The sequence below is a fragment of the Streptomyces sp. R35 genome (assembly GCF_041053035.1).
In the GTDB taxonomy this organism is placed as follows: Bacteria; Actinomycetota; Actinomycetes; order Streptomycetales; family Streptomycetaceae; genus Streptomyces; species Streptomyces lutosisoli.
On sequence record NZ_CP163440.1, the window covers coordinates 2,034,240 to 2,058,466 of the forward strand.

The 24,227-nt window shown below is 69.6% G+C and carries 20 protein-coding genes; 8 read left to right on the top strand and 12 right to left on the bottom strand.

Going from position 1 to position 24,227, the window contains the following annotated elements; genetic code table 11:
• Positions 1 to 11: 11 nt before the first annotated feature.
• The 7 genes from AB5J50_RS09615 to AB5J50_RS09645 all read right to left on the bottom strand — a co-directional run bounded on the left by AB5J50_RS09615 (position 12) and on the right by AB5J50_RS09645 (position 9,094).
• A complete protein-coding gene (locus tag AB5J50_RS09615) occupies positions 12 to 2,219 on the bottom strand; it encodes a molybdopterin cofactor-binding domain-containing protein (RefSeq protein ID WP_369256706.1) in 2,208 nt (735 codons plus the stop codon).
• Between the two features lie 137 nt (positions 2,220 to 2,356).
• Positions 2,357 to 3,196 carry a shikimate dehydrogenase gene (locus tag AB5J50_RS09620; protein ID WP_369256708.1) on the bottom strand — a complete coding sequence of 280 codons (840 nt, stop codon included), beginning with the start codon at positions 3,194 to 3,196 and terminating at the stop codon, positions 2,357 to 2,359.
• Positions 3,177 to 4,991 carry an endolytic transglycosylase MltG gene (gene mltG / locus AB5J50_RS09625; RefSeq protein ID WP_369256710.1) on the bottom strand — a complete coding sequence of 605 codons (1,815 nt, stop codon included), beginning with the start codon at positions 4,989 to 4,991 and terminating at the stop codon, positions 3,177 to 3,179. Before mltG ends, AB5J50_RS09620 begins: the two co-directional genes overlap by 20 nt.
• Positions 4,992 to 5,113: 122 nt before the next feature.
• Entirely contained in the window at positions 5,114 to 5,578 is a 465-nt protein-coding gene (gene ruvX / locus AB5J50_RS09630) for a Holliday junction resolvase RuvX (protein ID WP_327427253.1), read from the bottom strand.
• 18 nt (positions 5,579 to 5,596) lie between these two features.
• Positions 5,597 to 8,269 carry an alanine--tRNA ligase gene (gene alaS, locus AB5J50_RS09635; RefSeq protein ID WP_369256712.1) on the bottom strand — a complete coding sequence of 891 codons (2,673 nt, stop codon included), beginning with the start codon at positions 8,267 to 8,269 and terminating at the stop codon, positions 5,597 to 5,599.
• Positions 8,269 to 8,628: a DUF6167 family protein gene (locus AB5J50_RS09640; RefSeq protein WP_327427255.1), complete on the bottom strand. Its 360-nt coding sequence runs from the start codon at positions 8,626 to 8,628 to the stop codon at positions 8,269 to 8,271. Before AB5J50_RS09640 ends, alaS begins: the two co-directional genes overlap by 1 nt.
• A 7-nt stretch (positions 8,629 to 8,635) precedes the next feature.
• Complete coding sequence (locus AB5J50_RS09645) at positions 8,636 to 9,094, bottom strand: DUF948 domain-containing protein (protein WP_327427256.1); 459 nt, start codon at positions 9,092 to 9,094, stop codon at positions 8,636 to 8,638.
• 136 nt (positions 9,095 to 9,230) lie between these two features.
• On the opposite strand from AB5J50_RS09645, the gene AB5J50_RS09650 reads away from it, so the two are divergent.
• Positions 9,231 to 11,408 carry a regulator gene (locus AB5J50_RS09650; RefSeq protein WP_369256715.1) on the top strand — a complete coding sequence of 726 codons (2,178 nt, stop codon included), beginning with the start codon at positions 9,231 to 9,233 and terminating at the stop codon, positions 11,406 to 11,408.
• Between the two features lie 39 nt (positions 11,409 to 11,447).
• Here AB5J50_RS09650 and rpsD read toward each other — a convergent pair whose 3' ends face one another.
• The 3 genes from rpsD to AB5J50_RS09665 form a co-directional block, all read right to left on the bottom strand.
• Positions 11,448 to 12,062 carry a 30S ribosomal protein S4 gene (gene rpsD, locus AB5J50_RS09655; RefSeq protein WP_019066381.1) on the bottom strand — a complete coding sequence of 205 codons (615 nt, stop codon included), beginning with the start codon at positions 12,060 to 12,062 and terminating at the stop codon, positions 11,448 to 11,450.
• A gap of 318 nt (positions 12,063 to 12,380) precedes the next feature.
• Entirely contained in the window at positions 12,381 to 13,736 is a 1,356-nt protein-coding gene (locus AB5J50_RS09660; RefSeq protein WP_369256717.1) for a replication-associated recombination protein A, read from the bottom strand.
• Positions 13,737 to 13,804: 68 nt separating this feature from the next.
• Complete coding sequence (locus tag AB5J50_RS09665; protein WP_369256719.1) at positions 13,805 to 14,440, bottom strand: vitamin K epoxide reductase family protein; 636 nt, start codon at positions 14,438 to 14,440, stop codon at positions 13,805 to 13,807.
• Between the two features lie 139 nt (positions 14,441 to 14,579).
• Between AB5J50_RS09665 and AB5J50_RS09670 the strand changes: the two genes are divergently transcribed.
• The 4 genes from AB5J50_RS09670 to AB5J50_RS09685 are packed head-to-tail and all read left to right on the top strand — an operon-like array spanning position 14,580 to position 18,110.
• Positions 14,580 to 15,446: an ABC transporter ATP-binding protein gene (locus tag AB5J50_RS09670; RefSeq protein ID WP_369256721.1), complete on the top strand. Its 867-nt coding sequence runs from the start codon at positions 14,580 to 14,582 to the stop codon at positions 15,444 to 15,446.
• On the top strand, positions 15,443 to 16,288 hold the full coding sequence (locus AB5J50_RS09675; protein ID WP_327427261.1) for an ABC transporter permease: 846 nt from the start codon (positions 15,443 to 15,445) through the stop codon (positions 16,286 to 16,288). The genes AB5J50_RS09670 and AB5J50_RS09675 overlap by 4 nt, the downstream gene beginning before the upstream one ends.
• A complete protein-coding gene (locus AB5J50_RS09680) occupies positions 16,285 to 17,490 on the top strand; it encodes a sensor histidine kinase (RefSeq protein WP_369256723.1) in 1,206 nt (401 codons plus the stop codon). Before AB5J50_RS09675 ends, AB5J50_RS09680 begins: the two co-directional genes overlap by 4 nt.
• Complete coding sequence (locus tag AB5J50_RS09685) at positions 17,487 to 18,110, top strand: response regulator transcription factor (protein ID WP_330303191.1); 624 nt, start codon at positions 17,487 to 17,489, stop codon at positions 18,108 to 18,110. Before AB5J50_RS09680 ends, AB5J50_RS09685 begins: the two co-directional genes overlap by 4 nt.
• Before the next feature lie 183 nt (positions 18,111 to 18,293).
• Here the strand turns inward: AB5J50_RS09685 and hisS are convergent, their stop codons facing one another.
• Together hisS and AB5J50_RS09695 are read right to left on the bottom strand one after the other, a co-directional pair.
• A complete protein-coding gene (gene hisS, locus AB5J50_RS09690; RefSeq protein ID WP_369256725.1) occupies positions 18,294 to 19,556 on the bottom strand; it encodes a histidine--tRNA ligase in 1,263 nt (420 codons plus the stop codon).
• 12 nt (positions 19,557 to 19,568) lie between these two features.
• On the bottom strand, positions 19,569 to 20,282 hold the full coding sequence (locus AB5J50_RS09695; protein WP_327427265.1) for an MBL fold metallo-hydrolase: 714 nt from the start codon (positions 20,280 to 20,282) through the stop codon (positions 19,569 to 19,571).
• A 191-nt stretch (positions 20,283 to 20,473) separates the two neighbouring features.
• Here AB5J50_RS09695 and AB5J50_RS09700 point away from each other — a divergent pair, with 191 nt between their 5' ends.
• From AB5J50_RS09700 to AB5J50_RS09710, 3 genes are all read left to right on the top strand, one after another.
• A complete protein-coding gene (locus AB5J50_RS09700) occupies positions 20,474 to 21,310 on the top strand; it encodes a peptidylprolyl isomerase (protein ID WP_369256727.1) in 837 nt (278 codons plus the stop codon).
• Between the two features lie 134 nt (positions 21,311 to 21,444).
• The gene (locus AB5J50_RS09705; RefSeq protein WP_369256729.1) at positions 21,445 to 22,674 is read left to right on the top strand and encodes a DUF349 domain-containing protein; all 1,230 of its coding nucleotides are present in this window, start codon (positions 21,445 to 21,447) and stop codon (positions 22,672 to 22,674) included.
• A 154-nt stretch (positions 22,675 to 22,828) separates the two neighbouring features.
• Positions 22,829 to 24,226: a serine/threonine-protein kinase gene (locus AB5J50_RS09710; RefSeq protein WP_369256731.1), complete on the top strand. Its 1,398-nt coding sequence runs from the start codon at positions 22,829 to 22,831 to the stop codon at positions 24,224 to 24,226.
• The last annotated feature ends 1 nt before the right edge of the window (position 24,227 follow it).

Sequence of the window (24,227 nt, forward strand, 5' to 3'; positions counted from 1 at the left end):
TACGCGAGGTCTCAGCGCGGGAAGGGGGTGAAGTCGACGTCGAAGTTCACCGGGAAGCTGCGCGGCTTGGTGCCGGTGGCCCGCGCGAAAGCGTTGGCGATGGCGCCCACGGCTGCGGGGACACCCAGCTCACCCGCACCGCCGGGATCGTGGTCCGTCGGCAGGACGAAGATCCGTACGTCCTTCGGGGAGTCCTTCTGGCGCGCATAGTGGAACTGCGAGTAGCTGCCTTCCAGCGGAAGCCCCTTGTCGATGTGGAGCCCGGCCCGCAGCGTGGTGGAGATCGCGTCCGTGAGTCCGCCGAGCAGCTGTGCCTCAAGGCCGCGCGGATTGACCGGCCGCCCGACGTCCGCCGCGATCACCGCCTTCGTGACCCGGGGCTTCGTGGGATCGGTGGCGTCGATCTCCACCAGGCAGGCGGTGCAGGACTTGTACTCCTCGTGGAAGCCGACGCCCTGCGCCCAGCCGGCGGGCAGCGTCCGGCCCCAGTCGCCTTCCTCGGCGACCTTGTCGAGGACGGCGCGCTGCCGGTCCGTCTTGAGGAAGGAGCGCCGGAAGGCGACCGGATCCTGGCCGAGCTTCGCCGCCAGCTCGTCGACGACGATCTCCTCGGCACCCCGTGTGTTGGCGGAGTACACCGAGCGCCACGACCCGGTGTGCATCTTCAACGGCACTTCGGTGAGCGCCTGGGTGGTGACGCCGAAGTTGTACGGGGACTTCACCGTGGTCAGGAACAGGGTCTGCGCGAAGGTGGCGTTGCCGAGGCCGGTGGGCAGCGAAGCCGCGGCGGCGGTGACCGCGTCGCCGAGACCGTGCCGGAAGTCGGTCTCCACGGCGGCCACCTGGTGGACGAAGGTGAGGACCTGACCGGCGGCGTACGTGGCGCGGATCCTGTGGTGCGTCGCGGGCCGCATCCGGCCGTGCCGCATGTCGTCGATGCGCGACCACATCAGCCGCACCGGGCGGCGGCTCTTCTTGGACACGACGGCCGCCTCCAGTGCGGCGTCGTAGAACAGCCGGCGCCCGAAGGAGCCGCCCGACTGCACCACATGGACCGTGACCTTGCCCACCGGCAGTCCGACGGCCTGCGCGATGGCGGCCTGGGCGACGTTCGGCGACTTCATGCCCGACCAGATCTCGGCCCCGTCCGCCCGTACGTCGGCCACGGCGGAGTTGGTCTCCATCGGCGCGTGACTGGCGAACGCGAAGTCGAACTCGGCGTCCACCTTCTTGACCAGCAGCCCGAGCAGATCGAGGGACGGCGTCGCGGCCTTCAGCTTCGCTCGGATGTCGTCGTCGGAGAGGGCGTCGACCGTGCCACCGCCCCAGACGACGTCCAGGGCGTTCTTGGCATCGAGGGCCTGACCGAAGGTCTCGGCGATCACGGCGACACCGGTGTCGATGGTGACCACGTCGAGGACTCCGGGCATGGCGCGTACGACGGCCTCGTTGTTCACGGCCTTCACGGTGCCGTTGACGGTTGGCGGGCGGCGCACCATGCAGGGCTTGGCCCCGGGGACGTCGAGGTCGAGCGTGTACACCTGTCCGCCGGTGACCAGCGCCCTGGCGTCGATACGGGAGGTGGGGGTGCCGACGAGGGTGTGCTCGGACTCCTTCTTCGGCGTGACGGTCAGCGAGCCGAGGTCGAAGGAGGCGGCGGCCGCCGAGAGTGCCCCGTAGGAGGCGGTGCGGCCGTCGGGTGCGCTCACCACTCCTTGACGGACCGTCAAGTCGCCTGCGCTCACGCCCCATTGCTTGGCCGCCGCGCCGATCATGCGTGCGCGGGCGGCCGCCGCGGTGTGCCGTACAGGGTCGTACAGCGAGCGGATGGAGTTGGAGCTGCCGGTCAGCTGATTGAAGAGCAACTCGGACCGGGCGTCGTCCAATTGGACGCGTACCCGGTCGAGCGGAGTGTCCAGCTCCTCGGCCACCAGCATGGCCACCGCGGTGGTCAGGCCCTGCCCGACCTCTTCCCTCGGCAGCCGGAAGTGGACGATGCCGTCGTCGTCGACGCTCAGGACCAGCATGCCCGAGGTGGGCTTGCCCGCCAGGATCAGCAGATCACCGAGGTCGATCAGATCGGCGGGCGCGGGCGGGGTGGGGATGGCCGCCTCGGCGATGCCGGGTTCATAGGCGTCCAGACCGATCTTGGTCGCCACGGCCAAGGTGGGCGCGGCCACCAGGTAGGTGAGAAACCTGCGCCTGCCGTGTCCAGTCATGGGGGCTCCGTTCACGCGCCCGCCGCCGTCGCCGGGCCGTCCGGAGATCATTACCGGAGGTAAGCCTGGCGTTCAAGAGCGCACACATGATCGGACCATCAGCCGCCAACCCCTCACAGACACATGCCACCGAACCCCTACCGGGCGGCGAGCGCGTGCTCCCCCGCCTTCCGCATGGCGTCGAGCGGCGCGGGCGAACGGCCTGTCATCTGCTCGACCTGGAGCACCGCCTGGTGCACCAGCAGATCGAGTCCGCTGACCACGGCACCGCCGTACGCGGACCAGCGCGCCGCGAGGTCCGTGGGCCACGGCTCGTACAGCACATCGAAGAGGGTCGCGGGCCGCTCCGGCACGGCGGCGGCCAGCGCGTCCGTCGTACCCGCCGGAGTCGTGGCGATCACCAGCGGCGCCCGCAGCGCCTGCTCCGCGTCCGCCCAGTCCGCGATCCGCACCTCGACGTCCAGCCGCTCGCCCCACTGCCGCATCTCAGCGGCGCGCGCCTCGCTGCGGACGTACGCGACGACCTCGCCGGTACACACCCGGGCGAGCGCGGCCAGCGCGGAGGACGCGGTGGCGCCCGCGCCGAGGATGGCGGCGGAGTCCACCTCCTCGATCCCCCGCTCACGCAGGGCGGCGACCATCCCGGGGATGTCCGTGTTGTCGCCGACGCGCCGCCCGTCCTCCGTGAACACAACGGTGTTGACCGCCTCGACGGAGGCGGCCGTCTCACTGATCTCGTCGACCAGCGGAATCACGGCCCGCTTGAGCGGCATGGTCAACGACAACCCCGCCCACTCCGACCCAAGCCCCTCGAAGAACCCGGGCAGCCCCTCCTCGTCGACATCGAACCGGTCGTACGACCAGTCGCCGAGCCCCAGCTCCTTGTACGCGGCGCGGTGCAGCACCGGGGAGAGGGAGTGGGCGATGGGGGAACCGAGTACGGCGGCTCGGCGGGCGTCAGTTGCCCGAGCTGTCATTGAATTTTTCCTTGAGCCTCTGGAATTCGGCATACGTCTTGGCGAATTCGGTGTTGTTCTGGCCGTCCGTCGCCACGAAGTAGATCCAGCCGTCATCGGTCGGGTTGAGTGTCGCCTTCAGCGCGTCGTCACCCGGGTTACCGATCGGTCCGGGCGGCAGACCCTTTCGCGTGTACGTGTTGTACGGGCTCTTGTTGCTGTTGATCTCCGACTCGCTGATGTGGATCTTACTCTGGCCCTTCAAGTAGTTGAAGGTCGAGTCGAATTGCAGCAGCTGGTTGGTCTCGGTATTGGTGGGCTTCAGCCGGTTGTAGATGACTTCAGCCATCTTGCGGAAGTCGTCATGGGTCTTCCCCTCGGCCTGCACGAGGCTCGCGACCGTGATGACCTGCAGCGGGTTGTCCAGGTTGAGATCCTTGGCCTTCGCCTTGAGGTCCAACGTGGCGTACTTCTGCGTGGCCTGCTCCACCATCTCCTTCAGCACGTCCGCGGGCTTCATGCCCTTGGCGGCGGGATAGGTGGCCGGGTAGAGGAATCCTTCCAGCGGATCCTTGACATCGCTGCCGGTATTCGCCCAGTCCGGAAGTCCGAGGCTCTTGTATTCCTTCAGGGCGACTTTCTTCGTGGTGCCGCCGGGAAGTTGGAGTTTCGCGTCGATCCTGGTATAGACCTGGGAATTGCGCAGCCCGGGAGCAACGACCACATTGTTCTGACTCTTGGGGTCGAGCATCAGCTTGACTGCGTTCGCGGCCGACATCTCCTGCTTCAGCAGATAGGCGCCCGCCTGGATCTTGTCCCCGTCGGGATTGTTCTTCTGAGCGGACACGAAGGCGTCGACGCTCTTGATGACGCCGGCATCCTTCAGAGCCTGGCCGATGGCGTAACCGCCGGCCCCCGAGGGAATCTCGACCGTCACGGGCTCGCCCGTGCCGCTCCCCGTGTAGTCCGGCGCCGGGCCGAAACGCTTTTGGTAGAACTGATACCCGAAATACCCGACCCCGCCGAGCCCGCCTCCGAACACCAGCACGACCACCAGGCAGGCGCAGCCGCTGCGGCGCTTCTTGCCCTTGCCGCCACCCTTGCCCCGGCGGTCACCGCGGCCCCCCCGGCCCTTGGGGTCGTCGTCATCGTCGAAGTCGTCGTCATCGTCGCCACCACCGGCGAAGAAAGCGTGCTCGCCCTGGTCCGGCCCCGGATCCCAGTCCGGCTGCGGCTCGGGTTCGGCGCGCCGACGAGCCGGCGGCTCCGGCGGCGGATAGGCGTCGGGGGTGCCGTAGTAGTCGGGCTGCTCACCGCTGTACTGGCCCGCGTACGGGTCGGCCGGATCGGCGGCGTACGGGACATGCGGGTGCGCCCCGGTGTTCCAGCCGCCGTCGTTGTACTGCTGCTGCCCCTGACCGCCGTACTGCTGTTGCCCCTGGTCGACGTACTGCTGCTGCCCTTGGCCGTTGTACGGGTGCTGCGGCTGGTCCGCGTACTGCTGCGGGTGCCCCTGACCGGGGAAGTGCTGCTGGTTCTGGTCGTGGAACTGCTGCTGCCCCTGGCCGTGATACTGCTGCTGGCCCTGGTCGACGTACTGCTGCTGGTTCTGGCCGTACGCGCCCTGCTGGCCCGCGGCCCACTCGCCGTACTGCGCCTGCTGCTGTTGGTGCGGCTGCTGCGGATAGTGCTGCGGCTGGCCGCCGTCGTAGGCGGACTGGCCGTCGGCGGCCTGTCCGCCCCATCCGCCGTCCCCGTACAACGGGTCCTCCGGATGCCACGGTTCGGAGCCTGGGCCCCGGCCATACTCAGTCATCGATCCCCTACGAGCCGCGAGGCGGCGGCTGCTGGCGCTTGTGGCACGGCTCCCGTCCGCCTCTTGCTGTGCGGCGGCTGTTCGAACACCACCACATCGCGCGGAACGTTACCGTATCGCGATCAGATGACCACTTCGACGCCCTCGCCGGGAGATTTACCTGACACCCGTTCGGATTCCAGAGCCTGCTGCAGAATGATGACGGCGGCGGCCTGGTCGATCACGGACCTGCCCTTTTTGGACTTCACGCCCGAGGCGCGCAGGCCCTGACTGGCCGTCACTGTGGTCATCCTCTCGTCCACGAGCCGCACCCCGATAGGGGCGATCCCCCGGGCGAGCTCCTGGGCGAAGGCGCGGACCTTGACCGCGGCCGGGCCCTCGCCCCCCTTGAGGGAGCGAGGGAGTCCGACGACGACCTCGATCGGCTCGTACTCCTCGACGAGTTGCTTCAGCCGGCGGTGGGCGGCCGGGATGTCACGTCCCGGGACCGTCTCGACCGGTGTCGCGAGGATCCCGTCGGGGTCGCACGAGGCGACCCCGATGCGGGCGTCCCCGACGTCGATGGCGAGCCGACGGCCTCTGCGCATTTTTTTCTTGGCCGTTTCTTACTTGGCGGTCTCGGCGACGAGTCGTTCGACCGCGTCGATGGCCTCGCCGATGGCGGCCGGGTTCTGGCCGCCGCCCTGGGCGACGTCCGGCTTGCCGCCACCGCCGCCGCCGAGGGTCTTGGCGGCCGTGCGGACCAGGTCGCCGGCCTTGAGACCGCGCTCGCGGGCGGCGTCATTGGTGGCGATGACCGTCAGCGGCTTGCCGCCCGCCACGGTGAACAGGGCGACCACGGCAGCCCTGCCGCCCTGGATACGGCCCCGCACATCGAGGACCAGCTTGCGCAGGTCGTCGGCGGTGGTGCCGTCCGGGACCTGGCCGGTGACCAGGGCGACCCCGCGGACGTCCTTGGCAGAGTCGACGAGACCGCCGGCGGCCTGGAGGACCTTCTCGGCGCGGAACTTCTCGATCTCCTTCTCGGCGTCCTTCAGCTTGCCGAGCATGGCGGAGACCTTCTCCGGAAGCTCCTCGGGACGGCCCTTGATCAGCTCCTGGATCTGGGCGACGACCGTGTGCTCGCGGGCGAGGAAGTTGTACGCGTCGACGCCGACCAGGGCCTCGATACGCCGTACGCCGGAGCCGATCGACGACTCGCCGAGCAGCTTGACCAGGCCGAGCTGCGAGGTGTTGTGGACGTGCGTGCCGCCGCACAGCTCCTTGGAGAAGTCGCCGATGGTGACGACGCGGACCCGCTCGCCGTACTTCTCGCCGAACTCGGCGATGGCGCCCTGCTTCTTGGCCTCGTCGAGGCTCAGGATCTCGGCGTGGACGTCCAGGTCGCGGGCGAGCACCTCGTTGATCTGCTGCTCCACGTCCGTCATCACGGTCGTGGGCACGGCCGACGGGGAGCCGAAGTCGAAGCGGAAGCGGCCGGGCTGGTTCTCGGAACCGGCCTGGGCGGCCGTGGGGCCGAGGGCGTCGCGCAGGGCCTGGTGGGTGAGGTGCGTGGCCGAGTGGGCGCGGGCGATGGCCGTACGACGGCGGGCGTCGATGGAGGCCTGGGCCTTGGCGCCGACGGTGACCTCGCCGACCTGGACGACGCCCTTGTGGACGTACACGCCCGGGACCGGCTTCTGGCAGTCGCGGATCTCGATGATGGCGCCGGTGTCGACCTTGATGCGGCCGGTGTCGCCGATCTGGCCGCCGCCCTCGGCGTAGAACGGGGTGCGGTCGAGGACGATCTCGACCTCGTCGCCCTCGGTGGCGGCCGGGGAGGAGGCGCCGTCGACGAGGATGCCGACGATCGTCGACTCGCCCTCGGTGCGGTCGTAGCCGATGAAGTCGGTCTCGCCGGCGGCGTCGGCGATCTGGCGGTAGGCGCCGAGGTTGGCGTGGCCGGTCTTCTTGGCCTGGGCGTCGGCCTTGGCCTGGTCCCGCTGCTGCTTCATCAGGCGGCGGAAGCCGTCCTCGTCCACGGAAAGGCCCTGTTCGGCGGCCATTTCCAGGGTGAGGTCGATCGGGAAGCCCCAGGTGTCGTGGAGCAGGAAGGCCTTGTCGCCGGCGAGGACCTTGCCGCCGGAACCCTTGGTCTCGGTGATGGCCGTGTCGAGGATGTTCGTGCCGGCCTTCAGCGTCTTGAGGAAGGCGGCCTCCTCGGCGAGGGCCACGGTCTCGATGCGCTGCCGGTCGGTGACGAGCTCCGGGTACTGCTGGCCCATCATCGCGATGACGACGTCGATGAGGTCCTTGACGACCGGGCCGGTGGCGCCGAGCAGGCGCATGTTGCGGATGGCGCGGCGCATGATGCGGCGCAGGACGTAGCCGCGGCCCTCGTTGCCGGGGCTCACGCCGTCGCCGATGAGCATCACGGACGTCCGCATGTGGTCGGTGACCACGCGCAGCGAGACGTCGGACTCGTGGGCGGCGCCGTACTCGATGCCCGTCAGCTCGGTGGCCTTCTTGATGACGGCCATGGAGGTGTCGATCTCGTACATGTTCTGCACGCCCTGCAGAATCATGGCGAGGCGTTCCATGCCGAGGCCGGTGTCGATGTTCTTGCTGGGCAGTTCGCCGAGGATCTCGAAGTCGTCCTTCGAGGTGCCCTCGCCGCGCTCGTACTGCATGAAGACCAGGTTCCAGATCTCCACGTACCGCTCGTCGTTGACGGCCGGGCCGCCCTCGACGCCGAACTCGGGGCCGCGGTCGTAGTTGATCTCGGAGCACGGACCACAGGGGCCGGGGACGCCCATGGACCAGTAGTTGTCCTTCTTGCCGAGGCGCTGGATGCGCTCGGCGGGGACACCGATCTTGTCGCGCCAGATGGACTCGGCCTCGTCGTCGTCGAGGTAGACCGTGATCCACAGGCGCTCGGGGTCGAGGCCGTAACCACCCTTGTCCTGGGGCGTGGTGAGCAGCTCCCAGGCGTAGGTGATGGCGCCTTCCTTGAAGTAGTCGCCGAAGGAGAAGTTGCCGCACATCTGGAAGAACGTGCCGTGGCGGGTGGTCTTGCCGACCTCTTCGATGTCGGGCGTGCGCACGCACTTCTGCACGCTGGTGGCGCGCGGCCACGGCGGCTTGACCTCGCCGAGGAAGTACGGCTTGAAGGGGACCATGCCGGCGGGGACCAGGAGCAGAGTCGGGTCGTCCGCGATGAGCGACGCCGAAGGGACGACGGTGTGACCGCGCTCCTCGTAGAAGCTCAACCAGCGGCGGCGGATTTCAGCCGACTCCATCAGTGGTCCTCATTCCGGTTGTACGAGTACGTCGTGTTCTCGATGTACTTGATCTGCTTGTCGTTGCCGACGATCTGCTTGTTGTCGCCGATCGCGGTGCGGCGCCGCTGTGCGGGGAGTTCGGGGTCCGGGCGGTCGCCCAGACCGAGCACCTCGCCGAGTTCGGCCTCCCGCTGGGCCATGCCGTCGCGGACGTCGAGCGCGAAGTCCTTGAGCCGGTGACCCGCGTCGATCGCCTTGTTGGCGGCCTGGGCCGCGAGGCTCTCGGGGGTCAGCTGCTTGAGCTTACGGTTGACCTTGGTGGTGGCCCACACACCCGCGGCTGCGCCGGCGGTGAACCAGAACGTACGGCGGAACATCGCTGCGTCAGTCCTTCTTCCGCTTTCCCCGTCGCGCGGACGGGACGGTGCGGCCCACGATCACGGTACGCCGGGACGCCTTGTCGGGCACATTCTCACGACGGGCTCCGATGGCCTGGCGCACGCCGTAGCCGAACGCCGCGACCTTCACCAGGGGGCCGCCGAAGGTGGAGGCGACGGTCGTCGACAGCGCCGAGGCGTTCGACGTGACCTCCTGGACGTCCGACGCGATGGCGTCGACCCGGTCGATCTGGGTCTGTGCGGAGCGCACCGCCGCGGAGGCGTCTGCCAGGAGCGGGACGGCCTGGTCGGTCACGTCCGCGACGAGCTTGGTGGTCGCCCTGAGCGTCTGGGCCAGCCTCACCAGCGCGACGGCGAGGAAGGAGACCAGGATCGCCCAGAAGACGGCCACCAGGATCCCGGCCACCTCTCCACCGGACACTGTGCACCCGCTCCCTGACTGCATGCCTGAACATCGAAAAGTCGTCACCCGAGCCTATCGCGCCGGGGGCGCCGCTCCGCACCGCATTAACGCCTCCCCGCGGCGGAGTTGTGCGAAGCGATTGTACGGACTGCTTATGGGTCAGTACGCTCCGTATTCCATGCAGCGTTCTCACCGTTCCCATGACTCCGACGGCTTGGTGCCCGGCAATCTGCCCCTGGAACTCAACGCGTTCGTGGGGCGCGCCGCCGAACTCGCGCGGCTGGCCGAGGCACTGGAGACAGCCCGCCTGGTGACCGTGACCGGTGTGGGTGGTGTCGGCAAGTCGCGATTCGCGGCGCACGCCGCGGCGCGGGCGGAGGTGTGCGACGGGGCGTGGCGTGTGGAGCTGTCCGCGGTGCGCGATCCGGGCCTCGTCGAGTACGCGGTCGTCGAGGCTCTCGGTCTGACGGATCACACCTCGCGGCCGCCGCGCCGGGTGCTGCTCGACCATCTCGCCGAGCGCCAACTCCTCCTCGTCCTCGACGGGTTCGAGCATCTGGTGGAGGTGTGCGCCTCGCTGGTGGGCGAGCTGCTGCGGCACGTGCCCGGGCTGCGGGTGCTCGCCGTGGGGCGCCGGCCGCTGGATGTCGGGGGCGAGCGGCTGTTCCCGCTGGCGCCGCTGACCGAGCCGGAGGCGGCGGAGCTGTTCGCGGACCGGGCGGCGGCCCGGGTGCCCGGGTTCGTCCTGGACGACGGCAACCGGTCGGACGTACGGGAGCTGTGCCGGCGCCTGGACGGGATCCCGCTCGCGGTCGAGCTGGCGGCGGGGCGGCTGAGTGCCCTCTCCCCCGCGCAGCTGCTGTCCCGGCTGGAGGACCGCTTCCGGCTGCTGACCGGCGGCGCCCGCGACGCGCTGCCTCGCCACCAGACCCTGCGTACGGCGATCGGCTGGAGCCATGAGCTGTGCACGCCCGAGGAGCGGCTGCTGTGGTCGCGTCTTTCGGTGTTCGCGGGGCAGTTCGACCTGGAGGCCGCGGAGTACGTGTGCAGCGGTGACGGGCTGCACTCCGACGACGTTCTCGACGTGCTGGGCGAGCTGCTCGCGCAGTCCGTGCTGTTCCGCGAGGACACGGCGGCGGGCGTGCGCTACCGGATGCTGGACACGGTCCGGGCGTACGGCGCGGACTGGCTGGAGGCGACGGGCGACGCGGACCGGCTGCGGCGCCGGCACCGCGACTGGTACATGGGCCTGGCCACCTGGTGCGAGCTGGACTGGTTCTCGCCGCGGCAGGGCGAGGTCGCCGCGCGCGTCGACACGGAGCTGCCGAATCTGCGCTGCGCCCTGGAGCACTGCCTGACCGAGCCGGGCGAGGCGCATCTGGGCCAGTATCTGGCGGGCACCCTGTGGTTCTCCTGGGTCGGCTGCGGCCGGCTGTCGGAGGGCCGGCACTGGCTGGAACGCAGCGTGGAACTGTGCGCGGAGGACGGGACGCAGGAGCAGTCGCGGCTGAAGGCGCTGTGGGTGCTCGGCTATGTGGCGGTCCTGCAGGGCGACACGGTGCCCGCGCTGTCCGCGCTCCAGGAGTGCCGCGATGAGGCGGAACGTGCCGGCAACGCCACCGCGGTCGCGTACGCCGAGCACCGCACGGGCTGTCTCGCGCTGGTCACGGACGACATGGCGCGTGCGGAAACCTTGCTGCGCTCGGCGCTGGACCGCTATCACGAGATCGGCGAGCTCAACAGCAATGTGCTGATGGGCCAGGTCGAGCTGGCGATGACCCTGGCGTTCCAGGGCGATCTGCCGGGCGCGGTGAACCTGTGCGAGGACGTCCGCGGGGTCTGCGAGGACCACGGGGAGCGCTGGGCGCTGGCGTACGCGCTGTACGTCCTGGCGTACGGGGCCTTGACCGGGGGCGATGCGACGCGCGCCCGGGATCTTCTGAAGGAGTGCCTCGGCATCGCGCACACCTTTCACGATCTGCTCGGCACGGTCCTGTCGATCGAGCTGTTCGCGCTGGTCACGGCGGTGGAGGGCGATCCGGCCGAGGCCGCGGCGCTGCAAGGGGCGGCGGCCCGGATGTGGCCGTCCGTGGGTCTGCCGCTGTTCGGCTCGGCGTACTACAACGCGCCGCACGAGCGGTGCGAGGCCCTGGCGCGGGAGCGGCTGGGCGACGAGCGGTATGAGGAGTGCGTACGGGCGGGGGCGCTGCTCGGACAGGAGGCGGCGGTGGCCCGGGCGCTGGGGCGGGCCGGGTACCGGCCGCTGGGTGTGGTGCCGTCGCCGCGGAGGCTGCTCCCGGACATGCGAAAGCCCGCCGTCTCGCCCACCTCGAAGGGCGGGGAGACGACGGGCTGACGCTGACGCGCAGGTGGTGCTACGTCCGCTGAAGGATGATCAGCGGGCGTAGTACTCGACGACGAGCTGCTCGTCGCAGATCACCGGGATCTCCTTGCGGTTCGGCTCGCGGTCCAGGCGGAACGCCAGGGCGCCGAGGTTCACCTGGAGGTAGCGCGGGGTCTCGCCGTCGGGGGCGAAGCCACCGGCGCGGGAGACCTCGAACAGCGTCTTGCTGCGGCTGCGCTCGCGGACCATCACGACGTCGTCGGGCTTGACGCGGAAGGACGGCTTGTCGACCTTCTGGCCGTTGACCTCGATGTGGCCGTGGACGACCATCTGGCGGGCCTGGTAGATCGTGCGGGCGATGCCCGAACGCAGGACCAGCGCGTCGAGACGGCGCTCGAGCTCGATGATCAGGGCCTCACCGGTCTTGCCCTGGACCTTGGAGGCACGCTCGTAGGCGCGGACGAGCTGACGCTCGGACACGTCGTACTGCGCGCGCAGACGCTGCTTCTCAAGCAGACGGACCTTGTAGTCCGAGTTCTGCTTGCGGCCGCGGCCGTGCTCGCCCGGCGGGTAGGGGCGGGCCTCGAAGTACTTGACGGCCTTCGGGGTCAGCGCGATGCCGAGGGCACGCGACTTCTTGACCTTGGGGCGGGACTGATTCGCCACTTTTTCTCTTTCCTTGATTTCGGCTCACCAGAGTTAAAGGAGGTCGCATCCGCAGCCCGGGAAACCCTGCGGGTCCTTGATGGACCTGCTGGGCAGCCGCTCCTGGGTCTGGGCACATACGTGCAGCACGCGAGTGGCCCACCGACCGTTCCCGGAAGCCGGGTGGTGGTGGGCTGCCCGCGACACCTTCGACGGTGCGCGACGCTCCTGGATCCCCTTGGCCTTGCGGCGCGGGGGTTCCGGCTGGATGTCCCGTTCTGGTGGTGCCGACCGGAGCCGGACACGGGACGCAGCGCTTCGCGCCATGTTACAGGGTGCTCAGGACCGCCCTCTACCGAGGTGCTTCCTGGTCCACTCCACCGCGTCCGCGTAGCGCGCCTCGGCGCCGTGCCGGGTGGGGGTGTAGTACTCCCGGTCCTTGAGCTCCTCCGGGGCGTACTGCTGGGCGGCGATGCCTTCGGGCAGGTCGTGCGGATACACATACCCCTGGGCGTGCCCCAGCTTGGCCGCGCCCTTGTAGTGGCCGTCGCGCAGATGCATGGGCACCGGGCCCGCGTGCCCCTTGCGTACGTCCTCCATGGCGGCGCCGATCGCCGTCGTCGCGGCGTTGGACTTCGGCGCCAGGGCGAGGGCGATAGTGGCGTGGCTGAGGGTGAGCGCTGCCTCGGGGAAACCGATCATCGCGACGGCCTGGGCGGCGGCCACGGCTATCGGCAGCGCGTTCGGATCGGCGAGGCCGATGTCCTCGCTGGCGGAGATCATCAGCCGGCGGGCGATGAACCGGGGGTCCTCGCCGGCCTCGATCATCCGGGCCAGATAGTGCAGCGCCGCGTCCACGTCCGAGCCGCGGATGGACTTGATGAGCGCGCTCGCCACGTCGTAGTGCTGGTCGCCGTCGCGGTCGTACTTCACGGCCGCGCGGTCGACGGTCTCCTCCAGGGTCTGGAGGCTGATCTCCGCCTCGCCCTTGTCGAGCGCGGCGCCGGCCGCGGCTTCCAGGGCGGTCAGGGCGCGGCGGGCGTCACCGCCGGCGATCCGCAGCAGGTGTTCCTCGGAGTCCTCGGGGAGGGTGACGGCTTCTTTGAGGCCGCGCTCGTCGGTGAGCGCGCGCTTGATGAGGCCGCGCAGGTCGTCGTCCGTGAGCGGTTCGAGGGTCAGCAGGAGCGAGCGGGAGAGCAGGGGCGAGATCACCGAGAAGTACGGGTTCTCGGTGGTCGCCGCGATCAGCGTCACCCAGCGGTTCTCGACGGCCGGGAGCAGGGAGTCCTGCTGGGCCTTGCTGAAGCGGTGGATCTCGTCGAGGAAGAGGACGGTCTCCTTGCCGAAGCCGCCGGTGGCGCGGCGGGCGCCGTCGATGACCGCGCGCACTTCCTTGACGCCCGCGGTGATCGCGGACAGCTCCACGAAGCGCTTGTTGGTGGCCTTGGAGAGGACATACGCGAGCGTGGTCTTGCCGGTGCCGGGCGGGCCCCACAGGATCACCGAGGACGGTCCGGCCGGGCCGCCGCTCCCCTCGCCGACGAGTCTGCGCAGGGGCGAGCCCGGCTTCAGCAGATGCTGCTGGCCCACGACTTCGTCGAGGGTGCGCGGACGCATCCGTACCGCCAGGGGGCTGGAGGACGGGTCCTTCTCCTGGCGTTCTTCTGCTGCGGCGGTGAACAGGTCGGGCTCCACGGACAAAACCCTATGTCACCGCACTGACAACGCCGTCCGGCCGGGGAAATCCCCGGGACCGGCGGGGGTCAGCTGGTCCAGAAGTCCCACCAGCGGGTCAGGATCAGCATCCCGATGATGCCGATGTGCAGCGCCGGCAGGACCCAGGTGAACTCGCCGAAGAAGCTCTTCAGCCAGCGCGGGGCGGGCAGGAAGTTGTTGCGGATGTTGGACGAGGTCACGTACCAGAACATGATGATCGTGGCGACCCAGGCGAGGGAGCACCACAGGCACAGCGAGTTGATGCGGTAGAGCGACTGGAACTGCAGCCAGGTGCAGAATCCGACACCGAAGAGCGTGCCCGCGTTGAAGGTCAGCCAGTACCAGCGCGGGAAGGTGGCCCGGGCGAGCAGGCTCACGCCGACGCAGATGACGATGCCGTAGGCGACGAGTCCCATCATCGGGTTGGGGAACCCGAAGGCCGAGGCCTGCTCGCTCTTCATGATGTTGCCGCAGGAGACGACCGGGTTCAGGCTGCACCCGGGCACGAAGTTCGGGTTCTCCAGCAGCTTGAACTTGTCGATCGTGATGACCCACGCGGCAAGGAGACCGGCCGCACCGGTGATCACCAGCAGCAGGGCGAGGGCACGGCTGCCGCCGACCGTCCGGGGAACGGTGACGCGTTCCTGGTCGGCCGGGACGTCCTTGACTGTCGTCTTGCTCATCACGCCGTTTCCGTAGCTTCGAAGGGGCCTGCGGGCACGGTCATTGTGCCGCACGCACCCGTGTGTCCACCGTTCGATGGACATAAGGAGGTACGCACGGTCGTCCCGGAGCGTTCGGTTCAGGGGGAGGCTCGTCGGCATGACACCAGATGCGAACCAACTCGCTGTGGACGTACGCGGACTGCGCAAGCGGTACGGGGACGTGACCGCCGTCGACGGCATCGATCTCGGCATCCGGCAGGGCGAGGTGTTCGGCCTGCTCGGACCCAACGGAGCGGGCAAGAGCACCACGGTGGAGATCCTCCAGGGCAACCGCGGCCGGGACTCGGGCGAGGTCTCCGTGCTCGGCGCCGACCCGGCGACGGGCACGCGCGCGTGGCGCTCGCGGGTCGGCATCGTCTGGCAGGACGAATCCGCGCCCGCCGAGTTGACGGTGCGCGAGACCGTGCGGCACTTCGCCCGCTACTACCCGAGGCCCCGCGACCCCGAGGAAGTCATCGGCCTGGTCGGCCTGGAGGAGAAGGCGGGCAGCCGCATCAAGGCGCTCTCGGGCGGTCAGCGCAGGCGGCTCGATGTGGCGCTGGGTGTGATCGGCGGCCCGGAGCTGCTGCTCCTGGACGAGCCGACGACCGGCTTCGACCCGGCCGCCCGCAGGCAGTTCTGGGACCTGATCCGGAAACTGGCCGACGAGGGCACGACCATCCTCCTCACCACGCACTACCTGGAGGAGGCGGAGGCGCTCGCGCACCGGCTCGCGGTCATCGCGAAGGGCCGGGTCGTCGCCGAGGGCGAGCCGTCCACGCTGCGCGAGCGCTTCGGCACCGAGGCCACCGTGGAGTGGACGGAGTCCGACGGCACGCCGCGCCGCGAGCGCACGGACACCCCCACCAGGACTGTCGCAGAGCTCATACACCGCTTCGACGGCGAGATCCCGGGCCTGCGGGTGAGCCGCCCCACCCTGGAGGACGTCTACCTCCGGCTGACCGGACAGGAGGACGCGCGATGAGCACGACCGCCGTACGCGCGGACCGTCAGACCTCTTCCGGCAGGCTGCCCGGAGCCTGGGGGCTCGGCCTCCAGCGGGGTGCCCTGGAGATCAAGCAGTTCTTCCGCCAGCGCGACCAGGTGGTGTTCACCTTCGCCTTCCCGGTCGTCTTCCTCTTCCTCTTCGCGTCGATCTTCAGCGACGACGTGCGGGGAGCGGGCATCACCGCCTCCCAGCTGTACGTCCCCGCGATGATGGCCGCGGGCATCATGTCCACCAGTTTCCAGTCCCTGGGCATCTCGATCGCGATCGAGCGGGACGAGAAGGTGCTGCGCCGGCTGCGCGGCACACCGATGCCACCGGCCTCGTACTTCCTCGGCAAGATCTGGCTGGTTCTGGTGACCGGCGCCCTGGAGACGGCGATCCTGCTCCTCGTCGGCACGACGCTGTACGACGTCGACCTGCCCTCGGACCTCGGCAAGTGGGCGGACTTCACCTGGATCTTCGTCCTGGGACTCACGGCCTGTGCTCTGCTCGGCATCGCGATCAGCTCGGTCCCCAAGTCCGGCAAGAGCGCCACGTCGGTGGTCGTCCTGCCCTTCCTGGTCCTCCAGTTCATCTCCGGGGTGTACATCGCCATCGACACCATCCCGGACTGGATGCTGAACATCGGCGCGCTGTTCCCGCTGAAGTGGATGTGCCAGGGGCTGCGGGGCGTGTTCCTGCCGGAGTCGGCGCGGGTTCTGGAGCAGACGGGCGGTTGGGAGTTCGGGCGGATCGCGCTGGTGCTGGGGGCGTGGTGCGTCGGAGGATTGCTGCTGTGTCTGCTGACCTTCCGGTGGAAGAACCGGCGCGACGGATGACCGAGCGGAAGACCGGTCCCGGCGGCGCGAAGAGCGCGTACACCTGGGACCGGTCGTTCCGGCTCTGGGACTCGTACTTCGCGATCGTGTGGGTGGCCACCCTGGTGTTCGTGCTCGGTACAGGGCACCCGGGGTGGTCCCTGCGCTTCGTCGCGGCCTCGCTGCTCGTCCTGCTGATCCCCTGGTACGTGGCGGTGGGACGCCCCATCCTCAACGGCGATCCCCCTGACGAACAGCGGGCCCTTGGCTACCTCACGGGAGCGATGATGCTGTTCCTGCCGTCGGCGGTCCTCGTCGGTGAGACGCGTCTGATGACCTTCGCGCTCGTCCCCCAGTGCTTCATGGCGCTGCGCCTGCACAGGGCTCTGACAGCCGTGACGGTCATCAACATCGCGCCGGTGGTGGGCTGGGCGCTGCTGTGGTGGCCGAGCCACCAGGACGTCTTCTTCAACGTGCTCTTCGCCGTGGTGACCCTCGTCTTCTCCGTGGCCGTCGGCAGTTGGATCATCCGCATCATCGAGCAGAGCCAGGAACGGGCGGAGTTGATAGCCGAGTTGGACGCCAGCCGCCATGAGATCTCCCGACTCTCGACCGCGCACGGCGCGCTGGCCGAGCGCGAGCGGTTCTCCCGCGAGATCCACGACACGCTCGCACAGGGCTTCACCAGCCTGCTGATGCTGGTGCAGGCCGTGGAGGCCGAACTCGACCACGATCTGCCGCAGGCCCGCCGTCACCTTGCCCTGATGGCCGAGACGGCCCGGCAGAATCTGGCCGAGGCGCGGGCCCTGGTCGCCGGAGGCGCGCCCGCCGACCTCGACGGCGCCACGCTGCCCGACGCGCTGCGCCGGCTCGCGGCCCGCCATGACGCGACCCTCGACGTGACGGGTCCCGTGCGCGCGCTGCCCGCCGGGCCCGAGGTCGTCGTGCTCCGCTCCTGCCAGGAAGCGCTCGCCAACGCCCGTAAGCACGCGGGGAGTTCTACTGCCGTCGGCATCGCCCTGGCCTACGCCGACGACGCGCTCACCGTGTCCGTACGCGACGACGGCTGCGGCTTCGACCCCGCCGCACCGGCCGGCGGCTACGGACTGGCGGGGCTGCGGGCCCGGGCCGCCGAGGTGGGCGGCACCGCTCAGGTGCGCAGTACGCCCGGCGACGGCACGACCGTCACCGTTTGCCTGCCCGTCCCCAGGAGTGGCTCGTGATCCGGATCATCCTCGCCGACGACCATCCCGTCGTACGGGAAGGGCTGCGCGCGATGCTCAGCGCCGAGCCCGACCTCGATGTGATCGCCGATGCCTCCAGCGGGCCGCAGGCGGAGGCGTTGGCCGCCGAACTCCGGCCCGACATCGTGCTGATGGATCTGCGGATGCCGGGGGGTGGGGGCGTCGACGCGATCGTGCGGATGACGGAGGCGGGGTTGTCGTGCCGGGTCATCGTGCTGACGACGTACGAGACGGACCGGGACATTCTGCGGGCCGTGGAGGCCGGGGCGGCGGGGTATCTGCTGAAGGATCTGCCTCGGGGGGAGCTCGCGGACGCGGTGCGGGCCGCCGCGCGGGGCGAGACCGTGCTGGCGCCGTCCGTCGCCGCCCGCCTTGTCGACCAGCTCCGTACCAAGCCGGAGCGGCCCCGTCTGTCCGAGCGCGAGACGGCGGTTCTTCGCCTGGTCGCCGAGGGCTGCACCAACGCCGAGATCGGCCGTCGGCTCTTCATCGGCGAGTCCACCGTGAAGACCCATCTGCTGCGGGTCTTCGGAAAACTGGGGGTGGATGACCGGACGGCCGCGGTGACCAGTGCGATGCGGTTCGGCTTGCTGGAGTGATCCCTGGGGGCTCCGCCCCCAGACCCCCAAAAGATTGCGCAGTCCCCCGCGCCTTAAGGGGCGCGGGGAACTGCGCGGGCAACCCCCACCCACCCGCACCCGACCCACAACCGAACGGGGTCTGGGGCGGAGCCCCAGAAGGATGGGACGGGTAGGGGCGGCGGGGGCGAAACCTCTCGGGCCTCAGCCCAGGCGGGACGTCAGCTCGGTCACGATGCCGTCGACCGGTACCGCGACCTGCTCACCGGACTCCATGTCCTTGAGCTGCACGACGCCCTCGGCAAGATCGCGCTCGCCGGCGACGACGGTGTACCGCGCCCCCGACCGGTTCGCGTTCTTCATCGCGCCCTTGAGCCCCTTCGCCCCGTAGGAGAAGTCCGCCGCGACCCCGGCCTTGCGCAGCGCGGTGACCACCCCGAAGAGCACGCGCCGAGCCTCCTCCCCGAGCGGCACCGCGAACACACTGGTGGACGAGGGGAGTTCGAGCTCCACCCCCTCCGCCTCCAGCGCCAGCACCGTACGGTCGACACCGAGCGCCCACCCGACAGACGGCAGCGCGGGCCCGCCGATCATCTCGGAGAGGCCGTCGTAACGGCCGCCGCCGCCCACCGCGGACTGGGAACCGAGACCGTCGTGGATGAACTCGAAGGTCGTACGGGTGTAGTAGTCCAGGCCCCGGACGAGCTTCGGGTCGTCCTCGAAGGAGACACCCGCCGCCGTGATCAGCTCGCGCACCTCCTCGTGGTACGCCTTGCACGCGTCGCAGAGGTAGTCACGCAGGAGCGGCGCCCCGACCAGCTTCTTCTGGATGTCGTCCCGCTTGTCGTCGAGGACGCGCAGCGGGTTGATCTCCGCGCGGCGGAGGGTCTCCTCGTCGAGGTCCAGGCCCCGCAGGAAGTCCTGGAGGGCGGCGCGGTAGACCGGGCGGCACTCCTTGTCGCCGAGCGAGTTCAGCAGGATGCGGAAGTCGCGCAGTCCCAGCGACCGGTACGCCTGGTCCGCCAGGATGATCAACTCGGCGTCCAGCGCCGGGTCCTCGGCTCCGATCGCCTCGGCGCCCACCTGGGAGAAGTGCCTGTAACGGCCCTTCTGAGGACGCTCGTAGCGGTAGTAGGAGCCCGAGTACCAGAGCTTGACGGGGAGGTTGCCCGCCTTGTGCAGGTTGGCCTCCAGCGCCGCGCGCAGGACGGAGGCCGTGCCCTCGGGGCGCAGGGCCAGCTTGTCGCCGCCCTTGGTCTCGAAGGCGTACATCTCCTTGCTCACGATGTCGGTGGACTCACCGACCCCGCGCGAGAACAGCTCGACGTTCTCGAAGCCGGGCGTCTCGATGTAGCCGTAGCCGGAGTTGCGCAGCGGCGCGGCGATCGCCTCGCGGACCGCGAGGAACTTCGCGCTGTCCGGCGGAGTCAGGTCGTACGTGCCCTTGGGGGCCTTGAAGGTGCTCACGGAAGTCTCTCGTCACATTCCTCGTCGAGGAGCGGAGGTCGGGTCCGCTCCCAGGCCGGCCGCCACCTGCCGCAGATACGGGTTGGTGGCGCGCTCCTGGCCGATGGTCGTCTGGGGGCCGTGGCCGGACAGCACCACGGTCGAGTCGTCGAGCGGCAGGCACACGCGGGCCAGCGAGTCGAGGATCTCGGCGTGGGAGCCGCCGGGCAGGTCGGTGCGTCCGATGGAGCCGGCGAACAGCAGATCCCCGGAGAAGAACACGGACGGGATCTCCGTGGTCTCGGGCATCTGGAAGGTCACCGACCCCCTGGTATGGCCGGGCGCGTGCGCGACGGACAGTTCCAGGCCGGCCAGCTCCAGCTTCGCGCCGTCGGTGAGCGTCTTCACGTCGTCCGGCTCCCCCACGGTCAGCTCGCCCATCAGCGGCATCCCGATGGACCGGCCGAGCGCCTTCTCCGGGTCGCTCATCATGAAGCGGTCCTCGGGGTGGATCCAGGCCGGTACGTCGTGCGCTCCGCACACCGGGACGACCGAGGCGACATGGTCGATGTGACCATGGGTGAGGATGACCGCGACGGGCTTGAGCCGATGCTTCTTGAGTGCGTCCTCGACTCCCTGGGCGGCCTGATGGCCCGGGTCGATGATCACGCACTCCTCACCCGCGGCGGGGGCGACCAGGTAACAGTTGGTCCCCCAGGCCCCGGCGGGGAACCCGGCAATGAGCACGATCGTCCTTCGCTGTGTCGCGTTGTTTCGTACGCGGTTGTCTCGTACGCGGTGGGTGGCTGTGGATCAGAGCCTACCGGCGCTGCCGATTCCTCAGCGAACCCATATACGGTACGGGGCACACGCAGGCGGTCGGCTCACAAGACGCACGCGTCCCACTTGACGCACGAGACGCATGAGGAGAAAACCCGGTGGTCAGCCAGGAACAGCGGCGACGTCAGCTCGCCCGGGAGAAGTTCTTGCGACAGCAGCAGCGGCGCACGGCCGCGCGACGCAAGACACACGCACGCAACGCGGTCGTCGCCTCGGTGCTCGGCGTCATCGTGGTCGGCAGTGTCGTGTCGTACGCGACCGGGGTCTTCAAGAACGACGACAAGAAGGCCAACGCGGGCGCGGAGGTCTCCCCGAGCCCTTCGGCGTCCAAGGCGCCGGACCCGTGCAAGAAGGCCGCGGCGGGCAAGGTGAAGTCGCTGAGCTGGAAGAAGGAGCCGGCGGTCACCATCGACAAGTCCGCGGACTACACGATGAAGATGGCGACGACGTGCGGTGACATAGACATCGCGCTGAAGACGGCCGCGGCCCCGCACACCGTGAACTCGTTCAACTTCCTCGCGGCCAAGGGCTACTTCGACCACACCAAGTGCCACCGGCTCACCACGAACGGCATCTACGTGCTGCAGTGCGGTGACCCGACGGCCCTCGGCTCCGGCACTCCCGGCTACACGATCCCGGACGAGAACCTGAAGGACACCACCCTGAAGGGCGGGGTGTACCCGGCGGGGACGGTGGCGATGGCCAACACGTACGACGCCACGACGAAGAAGGGCCGCAACACCGGTGGCAGCCAGTTCTTCCTCGTGTACCAGGACAGTCAGCTGCCGGCCAATTACACACCGTTCGGAACTATTTCCAAGTCCGGCATGAAGGTCCTCACGAAGATCGCAGCGGCCGGAGAGAGCACGGGCGCGGGCGACGGCGCCCCCAACGCGACCGTCGTGATCAACAAGATGACCGTGACGAAATCCTGACCGCCAGCAGCCAATTTCGGTCGCGCGGGATGCGGACAGCCGCCCTGCCGGTCGCCTATGTTGGCCGTGACGAAACTGTGGACGATGCCAGGGGGCAGTGACGCCCCTCACAGGCATCATGTGGAGGAGGCGCTGTGAGCAGCGACCCGTGGGGCCGCGTCGACGAGACGGGGACCGTGTACGTGCGTACGGCCGACGGCGAGCAGGTCGTCGGTTCCTGGCAGGCCGGCTCTCCTGATGAGGCGCTGGCCTACTTCGAGCGCAAGTACGAGGGCCTGGTTGTCGAGATCGGCCTCCTCGAGAAGCGAGTGAAGACCACCGACCTGTCGGCGAAGGACGCCCAGACCGCCATCGACCATATTCGCGAGCAGGTGGACGCCCACCACGCGGTCGGTGACCTGGCGGCGCTGCGAGGACGGTTGGACAAGCTCGTCGAGACGGTCGACGCGCGCCGCGAGGAGCGCAAGGTCCAGCGGGCGAAGCAGTCCGACGAGGCACGGCACGCCAAGGAGGCGCTGGTCGTCGAGGCCGAGGAGCTGGCGCAGAGCGACCAGTGGCGGGCGGCCGGTGAGCGGCTGCGCGCGCTGGTGGACACGTGGAAGGGGCTGCCTCGGCTCGACCGCAAGTCGGACGACGAGCTGTGGCACCGCTTCTCGCACGCCCGCTCGGCGTTCTCCAAGCGCCGCAAGGCGCACTTCGCCTCGCTGGACGCGCAGCGCGAGGAGGCCCGCAAGACCAAGGAGAAGCTGGTCGCGGAGGCCGAGTCGCTGTCCGGCTCGGCCGACTGGGGTCCGACGGCCGCGCGCTACCGCGAGCTGATGGCCGACTGGAAGGCCGCGGGCCGCGCCCAGCGCGAGCACGAGGACGACCTGTGGAACCGCTTCCGCGGCGCCCAGGACGTGTTCTTCGCGGCGCGCAGCTCCGTGTTCGCCGAGCGTGACGCGGAGCAGTCGGAGAACCTGAAGCTCAAGGAGGAGCTGGCCGAGGAGGCCGAGAAGCTCGTCCCGGTGCAGGACCTGAAGGCGGCCCGCGCCGCCTTCCGCTCCATCAACGAGCGCTGGGAGGCCATCGGCCATGTGCCGCGCGACGCCCGCCCGAAGGTCGAGGGCCGGATGCACGCGGTGGAGCGGGCTCTCCAGGAGTCCGAGGAGACCGAGTGGCGCCGGACCAACCCTGAGGCACGCGCGCGTGCCGAGGGTCTGACCGGTCAGCTCCAGGCCGCCGTGGACAAGCTCCAGGGCCAGATCGAGTCGGCCCGCTCCGCGGGCAACACCTCGAGGGCCGACAAGCTCCAGAAGGAGCTCGACGGCCGCCAGGCGCTGCTGGACCAGGCCCTGAAGGGTCTGCAGGAGTTCGGCGGCTGACGCACGCCGCCCTTGTCAGTGGTCCCGCTTCACAGAAGCGGGACCACTGCTCTTTTGCCCCGGCGACGGCGACGGCCCTCGCCGAATCGGTTGCGCGTGCCCAGGTACCGGCGGGACGATTGACGCCGAGAGCCGAACGGCGGGGTGGGCATCCATGGGGGACCTCCGGATTCTGGCAAGCAGGTACCGGCTGGACCGGTGCCTGGGCCGAGGCGGTATGGGCGAGGTGTACGAGGGTCGTGACACGATCCTCGACCGCTCGGTAGCGGTGAAACTGCTGTCGGGCTACGCGCCGGAGAGTCCGGTGGCGGCGGAGCGCTTCTTGCAGGAGGCGCGGGCAGCCGCCCGGATCAGCAGTCGCAACGCGGTGGCGGTCTACGACGTAGGGGTCGAGGACGGTCAGCCTTATCTGGTGATGGAGTGCCTCGACGGCGTTCCGCTGAGCCGCATCCTGGCCGCCACTCCCGGCCCTCTGCCCGAGGAGACCGTACGGGCCGTCGCGACGGGCATGTGCGAGGGGCTGGCGGCCGCGCACGGCGTCGGAATCGTCCATCGGGACGTCAAGCCCGGCAATGTGTTCCTCTGCCGTGACGGACGGGTCGTCCTGATGGATTTCGGCATCGCCCGCCTCGTCGAGTCCGCGGTGCAGACCCAGACCGGCATTCTCGTAGGAACACCCGTGTACATGGCGCCGGAGGCGGTGCGGGGACAGCGGGTCGGCCCGGCGGCCGACCTCTACGGCCTGGGATGCGTCATGTACCGCATGCTCTCCGGGGACGAGCCGTACGTCAGCGACGGCTCCACGCTGGGGATCCTGTTCGCCAAGGTCAACCAGCCGCCGCCCACCTTGCGCGGTCGGCCGGGTCTGCCGGCGGCCCTGGTCTCGACGGTGGACGATCTACTGGAGCGCGAGCCGCACCTCAGGCCGGTCAACGCCGCCGATCTGGCTGCCTTCATCGGTGCTCCCGACCGGGCCGAGGACATCCTGATCGAGGTGGTCGCCCGGCATCTGCGGCAGAGCGCCGCCCAGTGGGCCCGGTCGACACCCGAGCCGGGAGCCTCCGCAACACCACCGACGTCGTACCGGCTCCCCAAGCCCCAACTGGCCACCGGCAGCGCATCACCGTGGGCTGGGCAGATCCCGCCCGCGCCCGGCTATCCGCCCGACTCCCACGCTCCCGAGCCGGACTTCGCGGCGCCCTCCGTCGAGGCCACCCTGCAGCGGGACACCCGGCAGCTCATCCGGCAGGGCATGTCCACCGACGGCATGGAGGGCAAACACCGCGAGGCCGTGCTGATGGTGAGCCGGGGCAAGTACAGCGACGCGCTGGAGCTGCACGGCTATCTGATTCAGGTCCGCACCGCCGAGCTCGGCGCGGGGCACCCCCTCACCCTCGTCAGCCAGTTCTGGGCCGCGGTCTGCCTGGCCCGTCTCGGTGCCGCGCCCGAGGCACTGAACCGGCTGTCGATGATCAGCGATGCCTGCAGCCGATACGGGGAGGAAACGCTGTCCGTGGCGTGGCCGGCCCCGCCTCGATCCTTCGGAGCCTGAC